We start from the raw sequence: 17,223 nt of genomic DNA, 5'->3' as shown, positions 1-17,223 counted from the left end.
GAAGATGTTGCAAATTTTATTATTTCCTATGTAGATACCAATCTGTATTTTGGCTACCACCGCTCGTCGCCCAAGATTCAAAAAGCGGGTACGCAGTGGTAATCGCCTGTCCTTCGGACGGATATACAAAAGATACTGGAACTAACAAACCAAATGGTTCATTCGCTTTTGTCTTAAACGGATCGGTAGCCGACAACAGGTTGCCTGTTTCCTTCAATACCAAACTTTTATTGATTTTATCGGTCGCTTTATAACCAACGAGGTGTACCTCATTTCGGCCAGCAAGGTTTTGGTTGAAGTTTACAATAAAGGCATTTAATGTCCCATAAGTAAAGTTATCTATTGGTGTATTAAACTCAACAGTTACGATCACCTCAACAGGCGAATATTGGCCAGATTGAGTCGAGATAAAACGTGTATCCGACACACCGAAAGCTTTATGCGCATCATCCCATAATGGAAGCACAGCATACGTTTGTCCGGATTCCGTACCATTTGCGCCAAGAGGCAAAGCGGTACCTACCAAATCTTTGCGTGAATACGTTACACTTTTGACATTTCCCGTTGCGATACCATCAAGCTGCACAGCGGTCGAAAAACGGATCGAAGCACCTATTGATCTTAATTTTGCTTTCAAGGCCACTTTAGTCACTTTATTCGCTGTATTTTGAAATTTGGTAATGTTCATATCCAACACACAGTCATTCATGTCGTAGTCACCTTTAGCGGGCCACTTATCTTCGAAGATGTAAGAATAAGTACCCAACTTTACTTCAGTAACCGTTTGATCATTTGGGTTACCACCAGAAGCATTATTACCACCAGCATTACAGGAAGTCCCTGCAATCACCACCGTCGACTTATCGTAAGGAACCAATTTCGCCGGACTATTGATCACATAAAAAGTATTCCATTGTCCATTAGCAGTATGATCTGAGCAAGCCACCTCTAGGTTACCACCATATGTAATAGCCATCCACTGATTTTCTACATCAACCTTTTTGAGACGAGCCAATGCTTGACCAGAAGAAGGCCCATTCATCGTACTCGCCCGACTGTTAAATTTAGCTAAAGTCTTTACATCTAGGATAGCTGAACTAGCCAAATTAATTTTTGTACCGCCAGCATCCAATTTATCTAAACTCAGTAAGGCGCCTTGAGCGATCGAAATCGTAGCCCCATTGGTTGTCAATGAATTGATCGCCGTATGGCAGACTGCCTCCAAAGTCGCATTTGTCAAAGTCGCATTTTGCACAGTAAGAGTCCCTTCATTGCGTATCACTGTAGCATTTGTTGTACTGCTCAGATTTTGGATTGTCGCTACCCCATAGTTGGTAAAGTTACCATTGGTGATATCCGCTTTATCAGCTGTAAGAGTACCATAATTCACATACAAGGTATTGTCTTTTGTTTCCATTTTGGAAAATGAAGCAGATCCATAATTAACAAAGCCACCCACTGTATTCTGCGTAACATTCACGAGGTCAATGGACCCCGCCTGTGTAACATACAATCCATTGTTGTTTCCGAGGTTTAGCTCAAAGCTTGTATTTTTCCAAGATCCCTGCACGTAGATCTTTACATTGCTCGTACCATTATTTGCATCTATTGTACCTGTAAAAGTCACGCCAGCTTTGACGACATAAGATTTATTGGACTCGACTGAAATTGTCGAGTTGCCCGATAGCGCGATCGCGTCCGAAGGGACCACTACTGGTGTAGCCTCAACCGCAGCCGCCTTTAAGCCACTACTAGCCAATACACTTGTCGTATTCGCAGCACGCAAAACACTCGCTTTGCTGCTTGATCCCGCTTTTGTACCGTCGACAGCGATTGTATTTTGTTGTCCAACTTCAATCATGCTGATAGCAGCAACACCCAGAGGACTAGTTTCTCTCAAATAGACATATTTTGCAATTGTCGGAATCATCAGCTTCCCAACAAAATCCTGACCTGATTTCGCCTGACCGGCAGCCAGCAGATTGGCTCCACTAGACAAAGTCGGATCATTATCAAAAATCTCAACACGATAAAAGTATTTACCGCTAAATTGATCGTCTACAGCAACGCGCACATCTACAGCACGTGTTGAATTCCACATAAAATCGGCTGAAATATTGCCTCCACCAGGAAGTAGGGTGGATGAATCAGATCCTTTTTCGGTTTCGTTGTACAAATCTTTCACTTTTGAACAACTTGCCCCGAAGAGCGCAATCCCTGCAAGACCCACCAAGAAGAGATTTAAGCTTTTTCTGTTATACATAATTAAACAATAATAATAGATCAATACCAAACAGCCCCATCGTAGACGTCACAAGACTTTAATACATGGCTTTGCGAATAGTATTAAGGTCGAACTGTTTAAAGCAAAGATATAACTAATTCAGCTGAGAATAAGGCAAAATACACAACTACAGTATAAATTACAAATCTTGTAGCGCTTCAACTACAACAGCACATCGCAAACTACAAAAAGAGTTTATAACTAACAAAAAGTTATTTAACTATAAGGGTTATTTCTGCCACCTTTTTCGGTACTCGGTCGGCGTCAGGTTGGTCTCCTTTGAGAAGAAAGTACTGAAGTTATTGACATCAGCATAACCAAGTTCCCAAGCAATCTGTTTAATACTCAGAGAAGATTCAACGATAAGCTTTTTACTCACACGCAGCAATTCTTTGATGATAAGTTCTTTTGGCGTTGCTCCCAAAATTTCTTTAGTTAGGTTGGTTAATTTTTTATTTCCGACATGGAGTTGTTCGGCATAGAAAGCGACCTGTTTTTCTTGTTTTACATATTTTTTGATCAGCTCCTGAAAGAGTGTTATCAGCTTTGCATCAGCACCTTGACCCACTAATCCATTTGACGGCCTATCTTCAGCAGAAATTGCCGCAAGCAGCACAATCTGTTTAACGATATTATGCGCTAATTCACGATAAATTGCAAGATTATAATTCTGCTTAGAGAGCTTAAGCTGCATGCTTACAAATTCATAATAGCTTGCATACTCTGCAGGAACACGCAGTACACGGTAGGTAAATTCGTTCTTATTGAATGATTTAAAATTATGCAGAAAAGCGGTATCTATCTCCGTACGTGCAAAAAAACTTTCCGAAAAATAAATAATAAGAAACGATCGCTGCTCATCTGGGTTGGCTTCAATTTTTATTCCTCTTGGAATTAGCACCAAACAGAATTCTTCGATTTCTGTAATCTGATTATTGATTTCCACGCTACAGCCACCCTTTGACACAAAAAGAACAACATAATTTTCTTTTGCTGTTGCATCCGTAATTTCGGAAGGCTCCTGCGCTACACCAATGACTCGATGAACTCCAAATTCCATAATTATTATTTACTGCGTATAAGGCCTGATAACCTTTTTATCATGCTGAAGTAGGGAACAATTTAGCAAATAAATCCCGAACACAAAAAAGGCAACAGCTGCACCATACCCCATTTCAGCCTTTCACTTAAAATCTAGTCCCACAATATCATGAAAAGGATACGTCCGATTAAAATCTATGAAAGATAAAAAGACAGATTTAGTGAGAAGAACGATGAAGAAGGATGTAAACAAAAGAATAGGTTAAACAAGCAATTATTATGTGTAAACACACCCTGCACGGCTCAAGGCCAGCCTGATTTACCTTGAAAAACAATTTAATCAAAAAGCATTTTCTGCCAAATGACACGGTAATTTTAAAAAATTCCTTCGCTCCCTACTAATTAAAATGTGGAAAAATTCAGCAAAAGTTAGTTGCATGCACAATTTTCCTAAAATGAAATAATTAAAACACTAAACTATAAAATAGATTTATCTACAAAACAGACATTATGTTAGTTTAAAGATACTATTAATAAATAAATAATATCTAAACAAAAAAAATAGAAAAATAAACAACAACAATAAACACACTGTTTTCTCCTTAAGAAAATAGAAAGCCAAAATGTAAATATCACATTAAGAAACATATTTCAAATTAAATCTGAAAAATGGAAACATATTCATTAAAAAAAGTAAATTGTTTAAACATATTAAATTATAGAACAATAAATGCCTGATAAAAATATTTGAAAAACGCTAAAAAAATATACATTCATTTGTTTAGTAAAAAGTCTGGAGGAAAAAAGCTGGATTAATCCGGTTTATTGTCGCAAAAAAGCCTCTTTGCCGTTCTGGTCTTTGCCAAGCCTACAATATGCAGCGCATGATCATCTGTTGTTTGCCAAGCATCAAACGCACTTTGGCGCATTAGAGCGTCGACAATAGACCTCCATGCAAGCGCAAGTAGTTGTGAGCGCATTCTAAGTAAGCATTCCTGACTGTGTATAGGGGCGAAATTGCTACAGGAGTTTTACCCATCCGGATCATTTCTAATTCGAGAAAAGAATTACCAGTATAGGACCAGCAGGTATTGGAGGCCCCCTGGTTCTTCACAGCTGTACTTTCCAAGTGGATTAAATCTGTAAAGACAAACTCCGACTTAAGCAACTTTATATTTTTCGGATAATAAAATCTATAAAGAATGGCTCCCGCCGCCAAAATAACTGCTACGATTGCCAGAACGATCCAATTCTTTTTTTTCATGATAATCTACCTCCGCAAATAACTGCCGTAAAACTGGGCAACAGCTTCTTAATAGCCCAATAAAATAATAGCCTAACAGTATAATAATGACTGGACAGAGAAAATACAAAAATAGCATAAAAAAAACCTGAGATAAAAAAGAAAAGCGGCACACAAATTTCAAACACGAACTTCGAAAAAAGAAAAAAAACGTATGCGAAAACAGGAAAGTAGAGTATATTAATCTGTTTTGAACCTTGAATGATGAAATTGGAAAAATCTGTAGGAATAAAGACTACCCCTACGATGAGTGGAAAACGCAAAAAATCGATAGTTTTCGATAAGAGCATTATTCCTCTTCCGGAATTCGATTGTCACTCTCTTCCTCTTTACCTGCCGCGATCATCTCGTTGACATCGGTCATATCACCTTCCTCCAGGTGCTCAATATCCTCCGCCTGCTCTTCGGAGTAGCGGTCGATAAAAAAGGTACAGCCCATTGGAAAATGATCCGATCCAACAGAAGGATAAATAAAAAGTTTATCGATAAATACCGTTGGACTATGAAACAACAGATCCAAGGGGACTCTGAAAAACCAATAATTGGCATGAAAGGTGGAAAGAATACCCCGGCCAATACGTGCATCGATCAATTTGCTGGTTTTTTTGAACAAGAGCGAAGATTTGGCCCAAGCGACATTATTAAAATCCCCTGTAACAACCACGGGCATTTTATAATCACGCACCCGCTTGGCCACACTGAGCAGATCGCCATCCCTTTCTTTTGAAGTTTCCTCTTCGGTCGGACTCGGCGGTGGTGGATGTACGGCAAAAAAGATAAAACGATGACCATCGGCGGTTTCCAGTTCGGCTTCAATACTCGGAATATCATCCGCCACAAAATAATGCACCTGACATTTGTTGATCTTGAGATTGGTATAAAAATGCATACCATAGGTATTGTCCAAGGTTACCTTCTCAAAATTAGGATAATCACTTTCCAGCACATGTAAGGCTTTTTCCCATGCCGCATCGCTTTCCATGGTCAAAAAAACATGCGGTTTTTCTTTCTGAATCAGGTCAATGAAGCGCTTATACGCCGTATTGAATTGCAGCACATTACAGGAGATCACTTTAATACTATCGGATGCATTTTCACCTTTTTCATATTTTTCCCGTCGCCAAAATTTGGTATAACGTATTAATATATAGGCATGATAAACAATCAGAGCCATTTGCACCCCCTGCAGCCACCATATCCATGAATCTTTACCCACGAGGTAAAAGCCTATTGCCAATGCCGGCACCTGAAACACCAGCAGCTGCAGTTTAACAAATTCAGCTACCCGAAAGATCCAATGCTGGCTTTGAATAAAGGGCAATAAACTCAGTACAATCAGTATCCCTGAGAATACAGTATAGAAAATTAGCATATCGCTAGAACTAACATTTTAGACAAACTTAAACAAATTACGCTCATTTTCAACAGACCATCATTTTCGATCGCTCCTTAGTTATTCAATTTCTTTTCTGAACCTTCCTGATAATCCACCCGTGTTCTGGCTAATGCATCCGGGAAATTCGTATGGATATAGGCAATCATCTGTTCACGTATATAACAGCGTAGGTCAAAAGCCTGGCCCGAATTACGGCAGCTCATCAGGCATCGGATCTCCATGGTACGCTCTTTAAAGTCTGTCACCTGAAGTACATTTACCTGACCGTCCCAAAGTGGATGCCCGGTAAGTAAGGTCGTGAGTTTATCCCGCAATTGCTGCACAGGTACGGTAAAGTCTGTATAGATAAATACAGTACCTAATATCTCAGAGGTCGTACGTGTCCAATTCTGGAAAGGTTTTTCAATAAAATATGTAATGGGCAATACCAAACGGCGTTTGTCCCAGATATTGACGACAACATAGGTCAGATTGATTTCCTCTACACGACCCCATTCCCCTTCGACTACCAATACATCATCCATACGAATAGGCTGTGTAAAAGCGATCTGAAAACCGGCGAGCAGGTTCCCTAAAGATTTCTGTGCTGCAAAACCGATGATAATTCCGCCAACCCCCACCCCTGTGAGCAAGCCGGCGCCGATCTTCTGCATGCTATCAAAACTGAGTAGGATGATTGCCAAGGAAATTACGATGATCAGAGTGACCACCACTTTTCGGATAAAAACAATTTGTGTCCTGATCTTCCGTTCCCGCAGGTTATTTTCCTTGTTGATATCAAAACGATGGTAGAGGTAGTCTTCAAAAACCTTGATCCCCTGTATCAGCACGATGGCAAAAAAACTGACCAGCAAAAGTTCATTAGTTTTACTGACCACGCGAAACGTCCGTTCGTTAAATTGGGCAAACGGCAATAAGCTGTTAAAAACAATCAATGGGATAAACACACTCAGCACCCGGTTAAAGCGCCTCACAAAGGAACGGAATAGGCTATAAGACTCCTGCTGAATGGCCTGCCTGCGTAAAAGCGGCATAAAAATCAGTTTGATCAGGAAACCAATTAAAAATGAAAATAGAATTAATGCAATATTCCAGAGCCATGAAGGCCATTTCTGTGAAAGTTGAATTAATGTTTCGTTTATCATGCTGTTCTTTCTTTGCGTTCAAAATTTGTCTCTCATTAAAGTATAACTGCTAAGAAAGCCTAACGTTTGTTTTTTTTTGAGAAAGATTGGTTAAATAAACAGTGAAGAATACGGCCATGCACTTTGCTTAGCACCCATGAGCATTGATCCCGCTATAAAAAAAGACACTAACAACACCAAAAATCAATAACTTTTCAAAATAAAAATTGAAAAATACATTATTACACAAAAATATAAGCGATAAAAACAAAAAAAATAACATTAACAGATATTAACGGAAAAATAAAAGAAAAAAAACAGAAATCACACATTAAAAACAAAAGAAATAGAAGAAAAACAAGTAAAAAACAAAATAAAAATAGATTAATTTTGCGAAAACAATAAAAAAACCTATATTTACAACACCTTATTAGGTTTATAATTGGTTATTTAAAGGTTTTCATCTCCCCGATTGAAAACCTTTTTTATTTTTCATATTTCACGATCGAAAGATGTACTGCGTAAACTGCCACTACAGAGTCTGAGATACAAGAATATGATTTTAACGTATCTATACGTACATTTCAGCGGGACAGAAAAGATATTTTCTCCATTTATAATATCGATATCCAATACGACTTTATCCAAAAGGTTTATTACATTGACCAGGCAGAACAACCCGAGTTGAACGAACGGATATTGGAAGCTTTCGACATATTCAATGCCTTGAACCTCACGGACAGATTATCGAACTATATCCACTTTGAAAGCGAAAGCCACAGGGTACGGAGCATCTTTACGGCTTATTGCATGCCATTAAAAATCATATCCAGATCAAGTTTGTCTATCAAAAATATTGGGAAGATGGATTGACTGACCGTCATGTTGAACCCTATGCCTTGAAGGAATTTAGAAACAGGTGGTACCTATTGGCAAAGGACCTTAAAAACGAAAAAATCAAATGTTTCGCACTTGATCGACTGAACGAATTGGAAATATTGAAAAAGAAGTTTGAATTTCCGAAAAATTTTGATGTTAACGAGCATTATAGATACTGCTTCGGTATTATAGGCCCGAATAGTGACAAACCAGAGGAAGTCACCTTATCATTCAACCCTTTGCAAGGGAAATATATCAAATCATTACCCTTACATGAATCACAAATGCTGCTAATCGATAACGATGATGAAGTCCGTGTAAAACTGAAACTATTCCTCACACACGATTTCTTTATGGAATTGCTATCGTATGGAAATGATGTGAAAGTTATAGCACCCAGTAGTTTAATTAACGACTTAAAAACAACTGCTAGGAATATTCTAGACATATATACAGAATAGGGATCGGCTTAGAACACGGCTTAGACGTGAGATCAAAAATTTCAATTATTTTCCACAAAAGCCATTTTTTTATTCTTAAATAGGATTTGCCGCATAAAACAGCTACCAATTACAAAAGCCACTCCCTTTCGGAAATGGCTTCAATAAATTAAATAAATATAAACTTCAAACTACTTTATTACAGTTTCTCTATTCCTTTGAAATACTTCTCAACCTCAGGCTTGGCCATACCAAGCTTTTGGCAGATTTCAACAATTGTAAATTCTACCTCCCTAAGCATTTCAATCTTGCTTTCAACTTTAATGTCCTGTAACCTAGTTTTTATTCATACTGAAAGACTACAACTACTGGCAAGTGATCTGAAGCATATTGACCAGTCAGGGCTACAGCTGATGCCAATGTATATGTTGTTGCAGCTTTGGGATTAAATATCACAAAATCTATTGCTTTAGCTGGATTGCGTACAGGAAAAGATAGCGGGCAGGTACTCATGCAAGAGAGCCTAAAGCCTTCCTGTAACTTAAGCATTTCAGCGGTTGTCGATTCTGCATTGTAGTCTCCCCCTACAAACAATTCCTTATTAAGGTCACCACTCATCTCATTAAGATACGCGGCCTGAGCTGAACGATTGGGCACGTTGAGGTCAAAATGAGTGGCCGCAAAGTCAATATTTTTGCCATTAGGCAAAGTTACCGTAGCCAAAGCAATACTTCTTTGCTCTCCAGCCGTTGGCATGGGCAGTAATTCCCGGCGCTTATTGGACAACGGATATTTGCTAAGTATAGCGACCCCATATTCCCCACCATTGTAATCAATAGATTTAGAAAAATAGTATTCCATACCCAAAAGTTTTGCCAATTCTGCAGCTTGATTTACGTTGCCCGAGCGACCCACATTAACATCCACCTCCTGGAGGGCAATAAGTTCAGCCCCGCTGTTTTTTATCACCGTAGCAATATTCGACAAATTGATGACATCCGAATTTTCGGGTGCTCCATGGTGAATATTATAGGTCATGGCAACCAGCTTCTTCTTTGCTGCGAGCGGCAACTCAGGGTTCTCATCCCCGCTGCAGCTAAATAATTGTAAAAGAGCCAAGGCTCCAAGAATAATCTTTTTCATTGTATGATCTATTTTGGAAGTTTTAATTTGAATTCTGCCGTCATGGGTAAAAAGGTATTTGCAGATTTCGAGAATGTACCGTAGTTACTCAATTGCAACCTTTCATTACCATCCTTAAAAGTAATATAGTCAAATACGCCTGTCGGTTTATCTTTCGGAGCATTCCAAGGGCATCCAGTGCCTAAGCAACCAAAGGTAAAAGCCCCTTTGAGATAAGACAGCACAGGGCCATTTGCCGATTCCTGTTCATTCAGATTTCCTACTAAAATCACAGGTTGGGTAAGCTTCTCTGTGGCATTGAGCAGATCAACGACCTGAAGCGCCCTGTTATTGGCGACAGAAGGATCAAGTTCGGTACCCGCAAAGTACAACTCATGTCCTTCCTGTATTTCGACCTTAATCATCGTCATGCTCCGTAACTCTGCCGTATTCCCTTCTTCCCGACTTAACAACTGACTGAATTTATCCTTGATCGGAAATTTTGATAATACTGCGTTTCCGAATCCCCCAGTTTGGTAATCTATATTTTTTCTGAAGAAAGATTGCATATTCAATGCTTTAGCAATGGCGCCCGGCCGGTCGACTTTCCCAGCTCTGGTAGTCGCACTATCAACCTGTCTCAAAAACAAAAGATCAGGATCATATTCCTTGATTAGCTCTACCATGACATCAAAATTGGCGATCGAGGTCCCTACATTCATATTTAGGGACATTACCTTAAAACTTTTTGTCGGTGTATCATCCGTTTCTTGCGGTTTTTCCGGCTCTTTCGCCGGCAGCAGATTCCAATCACCGGGACTATAGGTCTTGCGGCAACCATGTAACACTATAGCAGTCTGCAGAAAAAGCAAGCTTAGTAAGATTATCTTTATTTTCTTTTTCATCTGTAAATACACATTTAATAATTTGGATTTTGTACCATATTTGGATTGGCAATCATTTCCACCTCAGGAATTGGCCATAGCCCCTCCCTATTTCTTTTGTAGGTGCGATTCTGTACCCTTACCAATTCTCCTGTTTTGGGATTTGTTGCCCCAAAGACCTCTCCATTCATTACTGCTTCATCGATGCCCCAACGGCGGATATCAAAATAACGTCCTCCTTCGAAAGCCATTTCTGCCTGACGTTCACGGCGGATCAATTCACGCATTTTGACCTGCGTACCATATAAACCGCTATTCACTGCCGGCATCGCAGCTCTTGCCCGCACTTCATTAATCGCCGCCAGCGCTTCGGGGTTATTCCATTGCCCGGTTTCAATCATTGCTTCGGCATAGTTGAGCAATATCTCCGCATAGCGGATGATCATAAAATCAAGACTACCGCTTTTGGCCTGTCTATCTCTGGCATCAATGTATTTTTTTATCCAATACCCCGTCGCTGTCGACTTGGTCTCACCTATTTTATCTGTTGGATTGTAAAATGGATCTAGCGCATATTGGTTTTGAAACTTATCATTCGGCACAAATATGGAAGCTGACAAGCGCGGATCCCTATTATTTTTATAATTTGGATTTTGCTGATAGATCAGTGTTGAGTCACGCCCAAGCTCCTGAATAGTCTTCCCTTGTTTCGTCTCATAATTATTGACAACAGTATTGGTTGGTGAGAGGTACGTTTCGCCGCCAATTCCAAAAGGTGCAAAAGATGTCCAGGCATTAGAGCAGCCATTTTCTTTGAAAAATATCCGTTCATCATTTAGCTCACCAGCATAGCTGAAGAGTTCTGAATAACTATCACTTTTGTTTGTTGTGCTTATCCAGAGTTTATACACTTTGGAGTCAATTACCTGTTTTGCGGCAGTTTTAGCCAGTTCAAAATCCTTATAATACAATCCCAGACGAGATAGCAGGGAGAGACAAACACCTTTGGTCATGCGCCACCGATCAGCATTTACATACGTCGCCGGCAGCTTTGCTCCACAGTCTTGCAGCTCGGCGACCACAAAATCATATACCTCTTTTTGCGGCGTACGAAAAGATTGATTTTCCGTTGGTGTGAGAGATTTGGTCAATAAAGGGACATCTCCAAAAACCAGCATCAACTCCATATGATAGTAAGCCCGCAGGGCCCTTGCCTCCAGTTTCATTCTTTCTTTCAATTCGGCATCTATATAGGCTCCGTCTATATTTTCCAAGAATCTATTGGCTCTACGGATACAGGTATAATCATCTGCCCACAAACTACTGGACACTCCCCAGCGACTAGATGCCAAGCCCCTTGTAAAACCATCGTACTCGCCCTTGAAGTCGCCCCGCTGTACTGCTTCATCGGTAAGACCTGCATAGTACATGATATTTCGGCCCGAACTTCCCCCAGGGATTCCAGCATACACCGTTGCCAAGGCATTATATCCATCCGTCTCCGTATTCCACCACTGCCCGTCAGACACGCCGTCAGGGCTGTCAACGGTCAGGAATTTTTCGCACGAGCTATTTAACATGGCCATCAGCAGTAGGCCAAAAACTTTTATTTTCGTTTTTATCGTATTCATCTTTCTTAAAAATTAGCCGTTAGTCCAATAGAAAATATACGCATCATACCATAAGTCCAAGATCCACCTTGCGATTCGGGATCTGCCATTTTCAACTTTGTAAAGAGAAATGGGTTTTGCGTATTAACATATAGACGCGCATTTTTTATCCCATATTTATTCAAGTTAGCATTATTAAATCGGTACCCCGCCTGAATAAATTTGACACGGAGATATTTGGCATTAAACAACCAAAAATCACTACGCAGGATATTGTTTGCGGGATTTGCCAGCAAACGTGGATAGATAGCATCCTGATTATTTTCGCGCCATGTATTGGCTGCCCGATAAGTCGTTGGAATCCCTCCCGATGCACTTAAATTAAGCGGGTGCCATAAATACCCCGCAGATTTTCCCCCCAGATTAGCTGAATAATCGTGGTTGCCAGCTCCCTGCAACAAGAATTCAAAATAAAAATTTTTATAACTAAAACTCACATTGCTGAAATAATTGACGCGAGGCGTAGGGTCTCCAATTACTCTTTGATCATTCTCATCAATCACTCCGTCACCATTTAAGTCCACGTATTTGATATCTCCGGGACCTTCACCGGCGAGCGCCGGAACCAGGGCAGTTTTCTTGTCCGCGGCAAAATCATCATACTGCAAAATACCGTCGGTTACATAACCGTAATGGCTTTTAATAGCATAACCAACCTCATTCGTGGAGATTCCCGAATAATATGGACCACCCAATAGTTCCGTAATTTTATTTTTATTATAAGAAATACCCGGTCTTATGGAAAAACTAAAATCGTCACCGATCTTATCATTATAATTCAACGACAGTTCCATGCCTTTATTGCTCACCTTACCCGCATTTAAAGGAGCAGAACCAATAGCGCCTGAAGGAGCGACAGTAGGTTTAAGGAGAACATCATTTGTCCTTTTATCATAATAATCAAAAGTCAGTGAAAGTTTATTCTTAAAGATAGACATATCCAAACCCAAATCGAGAATATTCACCTTTTCCCAGGTAATATTGGGGTTTCCCCACACAGACTCCAATCCATTCGTTGCGTTAATCAGATTTTGATAGAGGTAAAGGCCAATATTTTCATTGCCCAGCTGACCATAGGAAGCTCTCAGCTTTAAGTTGCTGATGGCATCCACATGGAAAAAGCGTTCATTATGCAGATTCCAGCCTAGTGCTAATGAGGGGAAAAAACCATATTTTTTTCCAGGACCAAATTTGGACGAGCCATCTGCACGAAACGACAGTTCGGCCAAGTAACGATTATCATAGGAATAATTTGCCTTGGCATAACTGGATACCAAGGATGATTCTTTCCAATAACCATCATTAAATTTTTCGACAGAAAAACCACCCATTGCAAAAATATTGTGCTTTTTGAATGTCTTGTTGTAGTCTAGAGCACCGCTCAGATAGTAATAAGTGTTTCTTGTCTCTGAATAAGCATTCCGCTGCACCGCCCATGTCTGCACCAGTTGCTTGGTATAATAGTCAAAGAAATAGAAATTATCTCTATTCTGTTTATACACATCACTATTCAGCCGGTAACTAAACTGCCCCCGTAAATTTAAATTGTCAGTAATAGACCATTTTGGCTGTAGATTGATTGTTGCCTGGTCATATTGATAACCAATGGTACCGCCGACCTCTTCATAAGCTAATGGATTGACAATATCAGCGTATCGACCATAAATTGCTGGCCAGCCTTCCTCTTGTGGATATTTAGGCAATACCGTTGGCGGCAGGCGATATAGATCGTCCAGTATTCTGCTGCCCCCGTTGTCTATGGTCCTGTTAGGGTATAAAGTATTCCGCCTGATACCTAATACATCCAGATTAATCAAAAAACGCTTGGAAAGCGATACCGAGGTATTTGCCCGAATATTAAAACGGTCCATTTTATTGAGGGCCAACATACCTTTCTGGTACATGTAATTTCCTGTAACCGCAAAACGCGCAACATCATTTCCTCCGCTGACGGCCAAGGAGTGCGAAGTCAAGGGACTATTTTCATCAATAACGATATCCGTCCAGTTGGTATTTGGATAAGTGATGGGATCTTCACCGGATTCGGTTTTACTGATCTGCTCATCCGTATAAAGTATTTGTCCGCCTGATGCCACCTGGGCATAATTATACATGCGCATGTACGTTGGCGCATCAACAAACTCCGGAAGGATTGTTGGAGATTGTTGTCCATAATATCCGTCATACAAAACATTGATCTGTCCAGCTTTTCCACGTTTCGTTGTAACCAAAATAACTCCATTCGCTGCCCTCGCTCCATATATCGCCGCTGCCGCTGCATCTTTTAATATAGTCACACTTTCTACTGTAACGGGATCAATATGGTTCATATCCATCGGTACACCATCGACAAGCACCAACGGATCCGAATTATTCAAGGTAGAAATACCCCGAATTTTGATACTGGCGGCATCTCCGCCCGGCAAGCCAGACCCCTGCTGTACCGTAAGGCCTGTTACGCCCCCCTGTAATGATTGCGAGAGATTAGTAATAGGTTTCCCTTCAATATTTGATTTGATATCCAAAGAAGCCACGGAGCTAGCAATATGCTTTTTTTGCATTTCTGTCATTCCCACGACTACGACTTCATCCAGATCAGAGACGTTCTCTTTGAGTGATACCGTGAGGTTTGCTTCGGCTTTATTCACCAACACCTCTTTAGAAAGATAGCCCACAGCAGTAAACTGCAGGCGGCTACCTTTGACTATCTCCAGCGAATAATAACCTTCGTTGTCCGATACGCTCTTGGCCATCCCCCCCTTTTCAGACACCGTTACACCTGCCAAAGGAAGTGGTGGTTCCTGCATGTTAAAAATACGTCCTTTGACAACAATTTTTTCTTGTGAGACTGACCGTTTATCCTCACTTGCAGTGTTCAGCCCTTTCCCCGGAACCACCGTTAGCTGTCCTACTCCCTGCGTAATATTTAAATTAAATTTCTGGAGAACCTGCCTTAAGGCCGGCAGCAACTCCTCTTTATCAATATCAATATCTACCCGTTTGCCGGATAATAAATTTTCTGGATAAAGCAGCGCCACATCAGTCTGTTTCTGAACCGACTGCAAAAAATGTTTCAATGGTGCATTTTTCATTTTGAGCGTTATCCGCTGGGGAAACGCAAGTGCACTTACAGAAAGCAATACGCCTGTAATAGCAAGGGATCCTATCTTCATGTTATACCTAATTTTAGGTGACAATAGTTGTCCTGAGGAGAGATTTTGTCCCACCTGTTTTTTTTTCATAATTTTGATGAAATTAAATTTTTAGAAACGTTTAATTTTAACGGATAAAGGGGACGGCAATTCCTCTTTATCCAATTTTATGGTTAAATAATCAATTGCTTTTAATCCAGACCTCCTTTTCTAGTTGTGTTATCGTATAATCTCTAAGTTCATAAATGTTACTTAAAGACGTCAGTATATTTACATCCAGATTGATCCTTCCAGAATAAATAGTCGTTTTTTCCAATACAGTTTGATCCGTATGAATTTTCACGTTATAGATTCTTTCTAATTTTCTGATCAGTTCCTTGGTTGACAAGCGATCGAGTACAAGCTGTTTTTTTGTCCACAATATTTCATTCCCATCACCACTATTATCGATCAGCATCTTATTTTGTTGAAGGTCATAAGCAATAAACTGTCCTGGAGTCATGGTGATATGATCGAAATGCGGGCTACTGAGTTCCACTTTTCCTGTTATCAATTCAATTGACATTCTTTTATCCTCCTCATAGGAAGAAACATTAAATGTCGTCCCAAGCACTTTAACTGCAGCATTTTTTGTCTTCACGATAAAGGTTGTGCCTGTATGAGCCACATCAAAATAGCCCTCTCCATTGAGGTAGACCTCGCGCGGTTTATTTTGCATATCCGGGTTATAAGTAAGGTAAGATCCCGCATTTAACCATACTTTAGACTGATCCGGGAGGGTAAATTCCTGTCTCCTGCCATAAGGGACAAATACCGTATTGTAACGAACAGTTTCTCCGGCATTATTAGGAGTTAGCAAATTCAATATATCGGGGCGATCATTCACTTTCAAAAAAGAAATGGCATGGTTTTCAGCAGCTGGATCGATAGAAATGAGTTGCAAGCTATCGTTATTTTTAATGAAAGTTTGGCTAATAGCGGCTATTTTCCCGATATCAAGTTCTGTATCCGCATTGGTATTAGAAGGGGAAAATAATTTGAAGCAGATCAATAAGCAAGCCGCAGCAGCAATTGAGCCTACATAGGCAAACCATCTTTTCCGGCGGCTATTATTTGTACTGTGGACAATCCGTTGAAAGAGTTGCGCCTTATCGTCTTCAGTAAGACAGTCTTCGGGCACAATATCAAATATATGTTTAATTTTTTCTTTTTTGGTTTTCACAAACTATGCTTTTAAAGATATAGAGCACAATTCTTGAAAACATAGACTAAAATTTATAAAAAAAAATATAAAAGATAGTAAAGAGCTCAATCGGGTTCAATTCGACTTTTAATTGCTTGATAGCCCTAAAAGTAAGTGTTCGACAAGTCTCCACATTTACCCCCATCATATTAGCAATCTCATCGTAGGTGAAATCAAGATAATATCTTAAAAAAAGCGCTTCACGTTGTCTTTTAGGTAATGCATCTACCTTTTCTTTGATCACCTTTACAACTTTAGCTTCCACCTCATCATTAATTAGTTCCAGTTCGTGGCTATTTGTCCAGCTGATATCTTCTGAGAGGCCGTCGATAGCTACTGTTTGTACTTTGATCATGAGCAACTTACGGCGTAGCGCAGCGAAAAGATAATACTTAACATTAACTTCTTTTGCAATTTTGGGATTATTGAATAAATTTACGAAAAGATCATGGATACAGTCCAGTACGGTCTCCTTATCAAAATGATATTGTTTACCATAGATATACAAATCATCGATATACGCATCGTAGATTTCCTTAAATGAACTTTGATTACCTTGTATAAATCCAATCCAAGACATAAAACTGAGTAGAAACTTTCCGCTAATTTCTTCTATTTACTATTAAATTAAGATGAAATAATGGTTATCTTATCACTTAGGCCTATTTCATCAAACTGGAGTACA

Annotated in this window: 10 protein-coding genes and 1 pseudogene; 1 reads left to right on the top strand and 10 read right to left on the bottom strand. The window is 39.8% G+C overall.

What is annotated here, in order from left to right:
- Positions 1-19: 19 nt before the first annotated feature.
- The 4 genes from B2O97_RS01435 to B2O97_RS01420 all read right to left on the bottom strand — a co-directional run bounded on the left by B2O97_RS01435 (position 20) and on the right by B2O97_RS01420 (position 7,169).
- A complete protein-coding gene (locus B2O97_RS01435) occupies positions 20-2,263 on the bottom strand; it encodes an LruC domain-containing protein (protein WP_286766784.1) in 2,244 nt (747 codons plus the stop codon).
- A 250-nt stretch (positions 2,264-2,513) separates the two neighbouring features.
- Positions 2,514-3,344 (bottom strand): helix-turn-helix domain-containing protein, encoded by an 831-nt coding sequence (locus B2O97_RS01430; protein WP_286766783.1) that lies wholly within the window; start codon positions 3,342-3,344, stop codon positions 2,514-2,516.
- Positions 3,345-4,917: 1,573 nt separating this feature from the next.
- On the bottom strand, positions 4,918-6,000 hold the full coding sequence (locus B2O97_RS01425; RefSeq protein WP_286766782.1) for an endonuclease/exonuclease/phosphatase family protein: 1,083 nt from the start codon (positions 5,998-6,000) through the stop codon (positions 4,918-4,920).
- A 77-nt stretch (positions 6,001-6,077) separates the two neighbouring features.
- Positions 6,078-7,169 (bottom strand): mechanosensitive ion channel family protein, encoded by a 1,092-nt coding sequence (locus tag B2O97_RS01420; RefSeq protein WP_286766781.1) that lies wholly within the window; start codon positions 7,167-7,169, stop codon positions 6,078-6,080.
- 782 nt (positions 7,170-7,951) lie between these two features.
- Between B2O97_RS01420 and B2O97_RS01415 the strand changes: the two are divergent.
- Positions 7,952-8,488: pseudogene (locus B2O97_RS01415) on the top strand (helix-turn-helix transcriptional regulator); the annotation flags it as partial.
- 321 nt (positions 8,489-8,809) lie between these two features.
- On the opposite strand, the gene B2O97_RS01410 reads toward B2O97_RS01415, so the two are convergent.
- From B2O97_RS01410 to B2O97_RS01385, 6 genes are all read right to left on the bottom strand, one after another.
- Positions 8,810-9,610 (bottom strand): endonuclease/exonuclease/phosphatase family protein, encoded by an 801-nt coding sequence (locus B2O97_RS01410; protein ID WP_286766780.1) that lies wholly within the window; start codon positions 9,608-9,610, stop codon positions 8,810-8,812.
- 8 nt (positions 9,611-9,618) lie between these two features.
- Complete coding sequence (locus tag B2O97_RS01405; protein ID WP_286766779.1) at positions 9,619-10,494, bottom strand: endonuclease/exonuclease/phosphatase family protein; 876 nt, start codon at positions 10,492-10,494, stop codon at positions 9,619-9,621.
- Positions 10,495-10,508: 14 nt separating this feature from the next.
- Positions 10,509-12,104 (bottom strand): RagB/SusD family nutrient uptake outer membrane protein, encoded by a 1,596-nt coding sequence (locus B2O97_RS01400; RefSeq protein WP_286766778.1) that lies wholly within the window; start codon positions 12,102-12,104, stop codon positions 10,509-10,511.
- Between the two features lie 5 nt (positions 12,105-12,109).
- The gene (locus B2O97_RS01395; RefSeq protein ID WP_286766777.1) at positions 12,110-15,316 is read right to left on the bottom strand and encodes a SusC/RagA family TonB-linked outer membrane protein; all 3,207 of its coding nucleotides are present in this window, start codon (positions 15,314-15,316) and stop codon (positions 12,110-12,112) included.
- 160 nt (positions 15,317-15,476) lie between these two features.
- Positions 15,477-16,517: a FecR family protein gene (locus B2O97_RS01390; RefSeq protein ID WP_286766776.1), complete on the bottom strand. Its 1,041-nt coding sequence runs from the start codon at positions 16,515-16,517 to the stop codon at positions 15,477-15,479.
- A 46-nt stretch (positions 16,518-16,563) separates the two neighbouring features.
- Positions 16,564-17,118 (bottom strand): RNA polymerase sigma factor, encoded by a 555-nt coding sequence (locus tag B2O97_RS01385; RefSeq protein ID WP_286766775.1) that lies wholly within the window; start codon positions 17,116-17,118, stop codon positions 16,564-16,566.
- Positions 17,119-17,223 lie beyond the last annotated feature (105 nt).

The organism is Sphingobacterium sp. UBA865, assembly GCF_002295765.1.
Classification (GTDB): domain Bacteria; phylum Bacteroidota; class Bacteroidia; order Sphingobacteriales; family Sphingobacteriaceae; genus Sphingobacterium; species Sphingobacterium multivorum.
The sequence above is the reverse complement of the archived record's forward strand: the minus strand, read 5'-3'. Positions and strand labels throughout refer to the sequence as shown.

Excerpts from the sequence above, each read along its gene's own strand:
- B2O97_RS01410 (WP_286766780.1), bottom strand. The coding sequence starts at position 9,610 with ATGAAAAAGATTATTCTTGGAGCCTTGGCTCTTTTACAATTATTTAGC.
- B2O97_RS01400 (WP_286766778.1), bottom strand. The coding sequence starts at position 12,104 with ATGAATACGATAAAAACGAAAATAAAAGTTTTTGGCCTACTGCTGATG.
- B2O97_RS01405 (WP_286766779.1), bottom strand. The coding sequence starts at position 10,494 with ATGAAAAAGAAAATAAAGATAATCTTACTAAGCTTGCTTTTTCTGCAG.
- B2O97_RS01425 (WP_286766782.1), bottom strand. The coding sequence starts at position 6,000 with ATGCTAATTTTCTATACTGTATTCTCAGGGATACTGATTGTACTGAGT.
- B2O97_RS01430 (WP_286766783.1), bottom strand. The coding sequence starts at position 3,344 with ATGGAATTTGGAGTTCATCGAGTCATTGGTGTAGCGCAGGAGCCTTCC.
- B2O97_RS01420 (WP_286766781.1), bottom strand. The coding sequence starts at position 7,169 with ATGATAAACGAAACATTAATTCAACTTTCACAGAAATGGCCTTCATGG.
- B2O97_RS01435 (WP_286766784.1), bottom strand. The coding sequence starts at position 2,263 with ATGTATAACAGAAAAAGCTTAAATCTCTTCTTGGTGGGTCTTGCAGGG.
- B2O97_RS01395 (WP_286766777.1), bottom strand. The coding sequence starts at position 15,316 with ATGAAGATAGGATCCCTTGCTATTACAGGCGTATTGCTTTCTGTAAGT.
- B2O97_RS01385 (WP_286766775.1), bottom strand. The coding sequence starts at position 17,118 with ATGTCTTGGATTGGATTTATACAAGGTAATCAAAGTTCATTTAAGGAA.